The following is an 8,832-nucleotide window of genomic DNA, read 5'->3' as shown; positions in this document are numbered from 1 at the left end:
CATTCCTTTTGGCCGAAGGGTGCACCCAATCCGATCGCTCCGCTTGATCCGGCCCTTGACGAATGCTGCGTTCTGCCGAACACGCCGGCTGCAATGCCCGCCGGGTCGGTGACCGTCGGCCAGGCCTTCCTGCCAAGCCTTCCGAGCAATGGCGATCCCTACCCCAATGGTTGCGGCGCGGGCGCCATCGATGCGAAGCTCTGCGACAAGCCGATCATGAAGATCGATGCAAAGGGCAACCAGACCGACTTTACCTATGAGCGGGCGCACGGCGGCGTGCTCACCGAGACGGGGCCCGCAGTCGGCGGCGTCCGGCCGCAGACGCGGTACAGCTATGTCCAGCGCAACGCATGGGTCAAAAACTCGGGCGGCGCCTATGTGTCGACCGGTCAGCCGATATGGCTGCTCGCCTCGAAGAGCCTGTGCAAGACGAGCGCCGCGACAGGAAATCCGGCGTCTCCCTGCACGGCGGGCGCAGCGGACGAGGTACGCACACTCTACGAATATGGACCCGACAGCGGTCCCAACAATCTCCAGCTGCGCGGGACCGTCGAAGATGCAACGGGCGCGGCGCCCGCACGGACCTGTTACAGCTACGACTGGCAGGGCAACAAGATCAGCGAGACGAAGCCCAAAGGCACGACCGGCTTGGGAGCGTGCCCATGAACGGGCGGCTCCTTTCCTTCGTCGCTCCGGCGGCCGCCTTGTGCGCTTCCGTCGCTGCCGCGCCGGCGACGGCTCAATCGGCGCCCTCCGATCATACCTACGCGACCCGTTATAACCTCGAGGGTCAGGTGACGGGGACGATCGCGCCCGACCCGGACGGAGCCGGTCCGCTCAAATATCAGGCGGTCCGAAACAGCTATGACGCACGCGGATTGCTCATCAAGCGCGAAGCGGGCGAACTCGCCGTCTGGCAGTCGGAGACGATTGCTCCATCGGCCTGGACCAGCTTCACGGTGCTTTCGAGCGTCGAAACCGCCTATGATCTGGCGGGGCGGAAGCTGCGCGAAACGGTCAAAGGTACCGACAATGTGCCGACCGCACTAACACAGTATAGCTATACTGTGGCTGGTGATCTCGAGTGCACTGCGGTTCGAATGAACCCGGCGGCTTACGGCAGTCTGCCGGTGAGTGCGTGCACATTGGGGACGGAGGGCACCCGTGGTCCCGATCGGATCACTCGCAATGTCTATAACGCCAAAGGCTTGGTCGAGAAGGTCCAGCAGGCGGTTGGGACGGTCCTGCAGCAGGACTATGTCATTTATACTTATACAGGCAATGACAAGCAAGCGAGCGTCACCGACGCCAATGGGGCGTTGGCTAAGTACAGCTATGACGGCCTCGATCGCCTCGTGCGCTGGACCTTCCCGTCGAAAACGGCGGCCGGCGTCGCCAGCGGCGACGATTATGAAGAATATGGCTATGACGAGAATGGTAGCCGCACGAGCTTGAGGAAACGCGACGGCTCAACGATTACCTATCAATATGATGCGCTTGGCCGCAACACAGCCAAGATCGTTCCGGAACGCTCGGGGCTGAACGCGACCAACACGCGCGACGTCTATTATGGATATGATCTGCGAGGTCTGCAGACCTATGTCCGGTTCGACAGCACGTCGGGCGAAGGGCTGACGTCCAGCTATGACGGTTTGGGACGGCCGATCGATTCAACGATGACGATGGATGGCGTGTCGCGCGCGCTCTCCTATTGGCACGACCAGAACGGGAACAGGACGCAGCTGAGCTGGCCGGATCTCGTCAAGACCGGCTATTCCTATGACGGTCTCGACCGGATGTCGGTGCTCTTCGAAGGGCCGGTTGCGTTGAACGTCAATCTCGTTGCCTATGGCTATAACAACCGTGGACTGCGCGATCGGCAAAACGGGCGATACAGCCAGTATGCGACGTTTAGCTACGATCCCGCGGGGCGTTTGAACGGCTTGGGGCATGATTTCCCAGGCTCGGCCAACGATGTCGCCTTCACTTATGGATACTCACCGGCATCGCAGATCGTGTCGCGGACGCGTTCGAACAGCAACTATGTGTTCAACGACGGGGTCGTGGCGGCACGGCGCTATACGGTGAACGGCCTCAATCAATATACGAGCGTCGGGTCGGCCGCCTATTCCTACGATGGCAATGGCAATCTCATAGGCGACGGCACCAGGCGCTACATCTATGACGTCGAGAACCGTCTTGTCTGGACGGGCCTGCCGGACGGAACGACGATCGCGACGCTGCGCTACGATCCCTTGGGCCGATTGTACGAGATCGGCGGCCCCGGCCTTGGCGTCACCCGGTTCCTGCATGACGGCGATGAGCTCGTTGCCGAATATGACGGCGTCGGGACTCTTCTACGCCGCTATGCGCACGGGAAAAATGTCGACGATCCGGTCGTGTCGTACGAAGGCAGCGGGTTGGCCAGCCCGCGCTGGCTGCATACTGATCATCAGGGTAGTGTCATCGCTGTGACCGACAGCAGTGGTGCGGCGGTCGCGATCAACAGCTATGATGAATATGGTATCCCCAAGGCCTCAAACCTTGGGCGGTTCCAGTACACCGGTCAGGCGTGGTTGCCCGAGATCGGCATGTACTACTATAAGGCGCGCATCTACTCGCCGACGCTCGGCCGGTTCATGCAGACCGATCCCATCGGGTATGATGATGGTCTCAACATCTATGCATACGTTGGAAATGATCCGTTAAATGGGAGCGATCCGACTGGAACTTACAATTGCAAAAAGACGGAATGCGGTGAAATAGCTAGAATTAGGCGCGAGATCGTTCGCGCGAGAAATTCCGAACCACTCAATCTTAAAAGGAGCAGTGTAATTAGCTCCTTGCTAGGTACGCTAGGAACAGAAAACGACGGAAATGGTGTATTTGTATTCAACGCAGTGTTGGAGAAGGGTACGCTAGGAGACACGGGGCCGGTCGGGAGCAGGTACGATGTTCGGCTCGACTTCGGCCAGATTCGGTCGATGCGCGGGAATACAGGCTATGCTGGTGCCGCAGCGGTTTTGGGCCATGAGGTCCGCCACGTTCAACAGTTTCAAGCAGGCAATAGACTCGAAACGAGAAAAGATCTTCTGCGCTGGGAAACCGGCGCTTATCGCGCTGGCGCAACCATACTCGAAGGACTCGGCGTTGGGGGCGCGGGGCAGCCGAGCTATTTGGACGTAAGGGCAGAGGGAAGGATTGGCAATGCAGCCATGCAAAATTGCCTAAATGCGGTTACTGCGAAAGATGGCATCCACAATTCCCGTACTGGAAATCAGCTGACCGGAACATGCCAATGAAATACAAGATTTATGTCGCTACTGTGGTAACGATTGTCGCTATTGCCGTGACTTATTTTTACTTATATGATTACAATGTGAAAGAAAAATTTGTATCATGCAGCGATATAGACAAAAATAAAGAAATGAATATAATTTTTGTCAACGGCCCTAATGGCTACTCCAGAATGGTGGTCAGTGAAAACTTAGATTGCAAGGCGCATTTAAGGGAAAATGATGTGCCGGACAATTACATAGAAGAATTCTACAAAAATAAATGCATCTCCGAAGGGGGTGGATCGCTTATGGCGGAGAGGATGGTGGTCCGTTCTAACGGAATGGATCGCGGTTCTAATGAGCTTAGTGTTGTTAAAAGAGGATTGAATATTGGGGAGGTGGAAAAGTCTTGGGTAAAAAATTCGATGCTAAGAATTGGAGAGCCGAACGTGAGGGTTTGTTTTATTTGATTTTGGATCAGGGCGGCAGTTTGTATATTCGCCCTTTTTGATCCTAGAGCATTCTCGGTCAACTTGGATCATATCCGCAGGATCTGAAGTAGTTGGCGTATTCCAGCGGCGGAAGGCGTCGAGGAGCTTGCCGATCAGGTTCCAAAGCCCGCTAGCAGCACGCTCTCCTATCTTGCGGAGCATGGCCTTGAGGCGTGACAACGCCTTCTCGATCGGGCTGAAGCTGGGGCTGTATAGCGGCGGAATCGCAAATCGCGCCAGACAAGAACCGCGAGCAGCGCATCCAGGCGGACGCCGACGACCGCGCGTTGGCGAAGATCGACAAAGCCATTGCCGACATCATGGCGGCGATCGAAGATGGTCTGTATCGGCCGACGATGAAGGCGCGCATGGCCGAACTTGAACGCGACCGCGCCGAAATCACCGCGCGGCTTGCCGTGGCGCCGCAGTGCATCCCCGATGTCCATCCCGGCATTGCCGAAATCTACAAGCGCAAGGTCGCAGCGCTCACCGACACGCTCAAAGACCCCGAAACGCGGCTTGATGCCTCAAGCGACATTCGGTCGCTTGTCGGCAAGATCGTCCTGCATCCGGGCGAGAGGCGAGGTTCACGCCACGCTTCACGGCTCGCTCATGGGCATTCTCGACTTCGCTAACGATACCCCGCAACCCGAAGCTCGCCGAGTTATAACATCGATGGCCCAGCTTTCGCGGGGATAACGAAAATGGGATGACAGCTTCACACCCCGAAGCCGCCACGCGGCGGAAGCGGTCCCCCTCTTACCCCAACGCTTCAACCTCTTCGGCGAGCGCGAGCCAACGATCTTCCGCCGCCGCCTTTTCGTCGCGCAGCTTGTCGAGCTTCGCGGTCAGTGCGTTGAAGCGCGCATTGTCGCGGGTGAAGAGGTTGCCGTCGGAGAGCTCGGCTTCGGCCTTTGCCATTTCGGCTTCGATGTCTTCGATCCGGCCCGGTAACATGTCATAGTCGCGCTGATCCTTGTAGCTCAGTTTCTTGCGCGCGGTCGGCGGGGGCGGCGGTGCGGCGGCGGCGGCCCTGGTTTTGACGGCGGTCGGCCTGGCCCGCTTGGCTTCCCAGTCGGCATAGCCGCCCGCGACAATGTCGACCTTGCCCGACCCATCGAGACCGAGGGTTACCGTGACGGTGCGATCGAGGAAGTCGCGGTCGTGGCTGACGAGCAGCACGGTGCCGGCATAGTCGGCGATGACTTCCTGCAGGAGGTCGAGCGTTTCGAGATCGAGGTCGTTGGTCGGTTCGTCGAGGACGAGCAGGTTCGATTCGCGGGCGAACTCGCGCGCGAGGAGGAGGCGCGAGCGTTCGCCGCCGGAGAGCGCGCCGACGCTCGCCTCGACGACGCCGGGATCGAACAGGAATTCCTTGAGATAGCCCTGGATATGCTTCTTCACCCCGCGCACCTCGACCCAGTCGCCGCCGTCGGCGAGGATATCGCGGACGCGCTTGTCGGGCGAGAGCAGGCTGCGTTGCTGGTCGATGATGATGCCGTCGAGCGTCGGAGCGAGGGTGATGCTGCCCGCGTCGGGCGGGTTCTCTCCGGTGAGCAGCTTGAGCAAAGTCGACTTGCCCGCGCCATTGGCGCCGACGATGCCGATGCGGTCGCCGCGCTGGACGCGGAAATCGAAGTTCTTGATGATCGTGCGGTCGCCGAAGCTTTTCGAGACGCCCTCGGCGACGATCACCGATTTCGAGCGCACGTCGTCGTTGGCGAGGCCGAGCTTGGCGACGCCGGGGCCGCCGATCATCGCGGCGCGTGTGGCGCGCATTTCCTTCAATTTTTCGAGCCGGCCCTGGTTGCGCTTGCGGCGCGCGGTGACGCCGCGTTCGAGCCAGTGCGCCTCGAGGCGCAGTTTGGAATCGAGGCGCTGCGCGGCGCGCGCTTCCTCGGCGGCGACCGCATCGCTCCATTCCTCGAAGCCGCCGAAGCCGATTTCCTTGCGGCGGATGCTGCCGCGGTCGAGCCACAGCGTTTGCCGCGTCAGGCGGGTGAGGAAGGTGCGGTCGTGGCTGATCGCGACGAACGCGCCGGTGTAGCGCGCGAGCCAGGATTCGAGCCAGTCGATCGCGGCAAGGTCGAGGTGGTTGGTCGGTTCGTCGAGCAGCAGCACGTCGGGGTTCTGCGCCAATGCTCTCGCCAGCGCGGCGCGGCGGCGTTCGCCGCCTGAGGCGCTGGCGGCGGTGCGGCTCATGTCGATGCCGAGTTGGTCGGCGATCGCGGCGACCTCGAAGGCCTCAGGCGCGTTGGGTGCTGCGACGGCAAAATCCATCAGCGTCGCGAAGGGACGAAAATCGGGCTCCTGTTCGAGCATCACCACATGCGTGCCGGGGACGATCACGCGCTTGCCCTTGTCGGCGTCAATCTGGCCGGCGAGCAGTTTGAGCAACGTCGTCTTGCCCGCGCCGTTGCGGCCGATCAGCGCGAGGCGGTCGCGTTCGCCGACATAGATGTCGAGATCCTGGAACAGCCAGCCGCTGCCCTGCACAAGGCCGAGGCCTTCATATGAAAGAATGGGAGCTGCCATGATGAACGGCTCGCTACTGGCGCGTTCAGCATCATGCAAGCGCCGTCCGCGCAAAGGCCGGAACGGGTTCGCTCCGTCTGCGTTACGGGGCGGAGATCGAAATGACCGGAACCACGGTTCACAGGAGAATGAAATGACGAAGCAATTGTTCGCCGTTATGGCAACCGGACTGGCGCTGATGGCGGCAACGCCCGGCCAGGCGCAGCAGGGAGGTTCGACGGTGACTGCAGCAACGACCCAGGGCCCGATCCTGACCTTCTCGGTCAGTGAAGAAGTGCGCTCGCGCCCCGACCAGGCGGCCGTCGGTGCCGGGGTGACGACGACCGCGCCGACCGCGGTCGAGGCGATGCGCGCCAATGCGGCCGCGATGGACAAGCTGATCGCCGCCGCGAAGGCGCGCGGGATCAAGGCCGAGGATATCCAGACGAGCGGCATCAACCTGTCGCCGCAATATGATTATAACAACCAGACCCCCGGCCAGCCCCCGCGCTTCCTCGGCTATCAGGTGTCGAACAGCGTTCGCGCAACGACGCCGAAGATCGACGACATCGGCCCGCTGCTCGATGCGCTCGTTGCCGCGGGCGGAACCAATGTCGACGGACCGTGGTTCGGCATGAAGGATCCCGACGCCCAGCTCGTCGGCGCGCGCGGCACCGCGATCAAGGCGGCTGAAGCGAAGGCGCAGGACTATGCGCGCCTCGCCGGCTTCCGCGGCGTCGAACTGGTGTCGATCAGCGAAGGCGGCAGCTTCGGTCCGCAGCCGCCGATGCCGATGGTTCGCAACATGGCGATGGACGCCGGCTCGGCAAAGGCAACGCCGGTCGAACCGGGGCAGGTCGCGAATACGCTGACGCTGAATTTCCAGTACCGGCTGGTGAGGTAAAAACGGACCTATCCCGTTCGTGTCGAGCGAAGTCGAGACACCGTGAAGGTGTAAGATGCCGATGGGCATCTCGACTTCGCTCGATGCGAACGGGTTTTTACTGGCTGGTTCAGGCCAACTCGCCCTCGGCCCACGGCCAAGGGCGTTCGCGAAACCATTTCGTGATGATATATTTGCGGCCCTTGCGCACCTTCATTCCGTGATGAAGCGTGTCGGGGTTGGCGAGGCCGTTGGTGTGGACATTGTTCCACGCAAGCAGCTTGCCCGTCTCGGGCTGGTGCATCTTGCCGGTTGCGAGAAATCGTGTCGCGCCGCCGGCGCCCGGTTCGTTCAGATAGATCATCAGCGTCCAGCTGCGCTGGCCCGGAATCGTGCAATAGGTTTCCCAGTCGCTGCCGTGCGGATCGAAATAGTCGGTGTGCGCCTTGAATTCCTGCCCGACGTCGTAACGCTGCCCCTGCATCGGCTCGCCATATTCGAGCGGGATGCCGGTGAGGTCGTGAAGGCGGTTGTTCACCGCAATCACGAGCGGGTCGCGGTGGTCGAGATCGCAGGTTGTGCTGGTCCGGAATGCCTCGTCGCCGTTCGGGTCGGCGATCGTCGAGGGCCGGACATCGCGATCAATCTGCGCGATCAGCGCGGCGCAGGTTTCGGCGTCGAGGAAGCGCGAAAGCATGAACTGCTGCAGCTTTGGCGTTGGCGCGCGGCGGATTCCGGGGACGACGGCGAGCCGCTCCGCGGTACGGTCGGCGCCCGAGGTCGCCATGTCGACATGTTCATTCGCAGCCATGGCGCGCTTTTTAGCAGGGAAGCGCGTACGAACAATGCTTGACGAGCGGGGGGATGCGCGCCTATTCGCCGCGCGCTGTCGAGGGCGCTTCGTGCGCCGCTCTTCGCTTATGTGGCGACCATAGCTCAGTTGGTTAGAGCGCCGGTTTGTGGTACCGGAGGTCGCGGGTTCGAGCCCCGTTGGTCGCCCCATTTTCTCTATCATCGCGCATAGACGCTTTTGGGGTGACTCGTCGCACTCGTTGCATTATTGCGTCTTGGCGTAATTTTCTTATGCGCCAAATTCGTGAAAAGGGATGAGCCAATGTCCGCTGTCTGGGATTTCGCCGATTTCGACGACCATGAACATGTCCACATGTTCCGCGATCGCGCCAGCGGGCTGACGGCGGTCATCGCCGTCCACTCGACCCACCTTGGCCCCGGCGCCGGCGGCGTGCGTTACTGGCATTATCCGCAGCGCGCGGCCGCGATCACCGACGCACTGCGCCTGTCGCGCGGTATGAGCTACAAGAATGCGATGGCCGGGCTGCCGATGGGCGGCGGCAAGGGCGTGATCCTTGCCGATGAGGGCGGCGCGAAGACCCCCGAACTGCTTGCGGCATTCGGGCGCGCAGTCGAATCGCTGGGCGGTGCTTATGTGACCGCCGAGGATGTCGGCATCACCGACGCCGACATGGTCGAAATTTCGAAGCACACGAAGCATGTCAGCGGGCTTCCCGTCGCGAGCGGCGCCGATGCGGGCGGAGATCCGGGGCCCTTCACCGCGCTCGGCGTCTATCTCGGCATCAAGGCGGCGATCCGCGAAGGGTTGAAGACGGATAGCGCCAAGGATGTGCGCATCGCCATTCAGGGCGTC

At 61.3% G+C, this 8,832-nt stretch carries 7 protein-coding genes, 1 tRNA gene and 2 pseudogenes; 7 read left to right on the top strand and 3 right to left on the bottom strand.

Annotation, left to right across the window (positions count from 1 at the left end):
- The 3 genes and pseudogenes from VGD20_RS20405 to VGD20_RS20395 form a co-directional block, all read left to right on the top strand.
- Nucleotides 1-666, top strand: a pseudogene (locus tag VGD20_RS20405) (hypothetical protein); the annotation flags it as partial.
- The gene (locus VGD20_RS20400; protein WP_331136202.1) at nucleotides 663-3,302 is read left to right on the top strand and encodes an RHS repeat-associated core domain-containing protein; all 2,640 of its coding nucleotides are present in this window, start codon (nucleotides 663-665) and stop codon (nucleotides 3,300-3,302) included. The pseudogene VGD20_RS20405 and the gene VGD20_RS20400, both read left to right, overlap by 4 nt.
- The gene (locus VGD20_RS20395; protein WP_331136201.1) at nucleotides 3,299-3,748 is read left to right on the top strand and encodes a hypothetical protein; all 450 of its coding nucleotides are present in this window, start codon (nucleotides 3,299-3,301) and stop codon (nucleotides 3,746-3,748) included. Before VGD20_RS20400 ends, VGD20_RS20395 begins: the two co-directional genes overlap by 4 nt.
- Before the next feature lie 58 nt (nucleotides 3,749-3,806).
- Here the strand turns inward: VGD20_RS20395 and VGD20_RS20390 are convergent.
- Nucleotides 3,807-3,988: pseudogene (locus VGD20_RS20390) on the bottom strand (IS630 family transposase); the annotation flags it as partial.
- A gap of 68 nt (nucleotides 3,989-4,056) precedes the next feature.
- On the opposite strand from VGD20_RS20390, the gene VGD20_RS20385 reads away from it, so the two are divergent.
- Nucleotides 4,057-4,404, top strand: coding sequence for a hypothetical protein (locus tag VGD20_RS20385; RefSeq protein ID WP_331136200.1), 348 nt, complete (start codon nucleotides 4,057-4,059; stop codon nucleotides 4,402-4,404).
- Nucleotides 4,405-4,528: 124 nt separating this feature from the next.
- On the opposite strand, the gene VGD20_RS20380 is transcribed toward VGD20_RS20385, so the two are convergent.
- On the bottom strand, nucleotides 4,529-6,304 hold the full coding sequence (locus VGD20_RS20380; RefSeq protein ID WP_331136199.1) for an ABC-F family ATP-binding cassette domain-containing protein: 1,776 nt from the start codon (nucleotides 6,302-6,304) through the stop codon (nucleotides 4,529-4,531).
- 133 nt (nucleotides 6,305-6,437) lie between these two features.
- Between VGD20_RS20380 and VGD20_RS20375 the strand changes: the two genes are divergently transcribed.
- Nucleotides 6,438-7,187 carry an SIMPL domain-containing protein gene (locus tag VGD20_RS20375; protein WP_331136198.1) on the top strand — a complete coding sequence of 250 codons (750 nt, stop codon included), beginning with the start codon at nucleotides 6,438-6,440 and terminating at the stop codon, nucleotides 7,185-7,187.
- Between the two features lie 109 nt (nucleotides 7,188-7,296).
- On the opposite strand, the gene VGD20_RS20370 is transcribed toward VGD20_RS20375, so the two are convergent.
- Entirely contained in the window at nucleotides 7,297-7,977 is a 681-nt protein-coding gene (locus tag VGD20_RS20370; RefSeq protein ID WP_331136197.1) for a 2OG-Fe(II) oxygenase, read from the bottom strand.
- Between the two features lie 114 nt (nucleotides 7,978-8,091).
- Between VGD20_RS20370 and VGD20_RS20365 the strand changes: the two genes are divergently transcribed.
- Nucleotides 8,092-8,168: transfer RNA gene (locus tag VGD20_RS20365), tRNA-His, on the top strand.
- A 112-nt stretch (nucleotides 8,169-8,280) separates the two neighbouring features.
- Nucleotides 8,281-8,832: Glu/Leu/Phe/Val dehydrogenase dimerization domain-containing protein (locus tag VGD20_RS20360; protein ID WP_331136196.1), on the top strand; the 552-nt coding region annotated here is incomplete at its 3' end.

The sequence above is a fragment of the Sphingopyxis sp. genome, from assembly GCF_036402335.1.
Classification (GTDB): domain Bacteria; phylum Pseudomonadota; class Alphaproteobacteria; order Sphingomonadales; family Sphingomonadaceae; genus Sphingopyxis.
The sequence above is the reverse complement of the archived record's forward strand: the minus strand, read 5'-3'. Positions and strand labels throughout refer to the sequence as shown.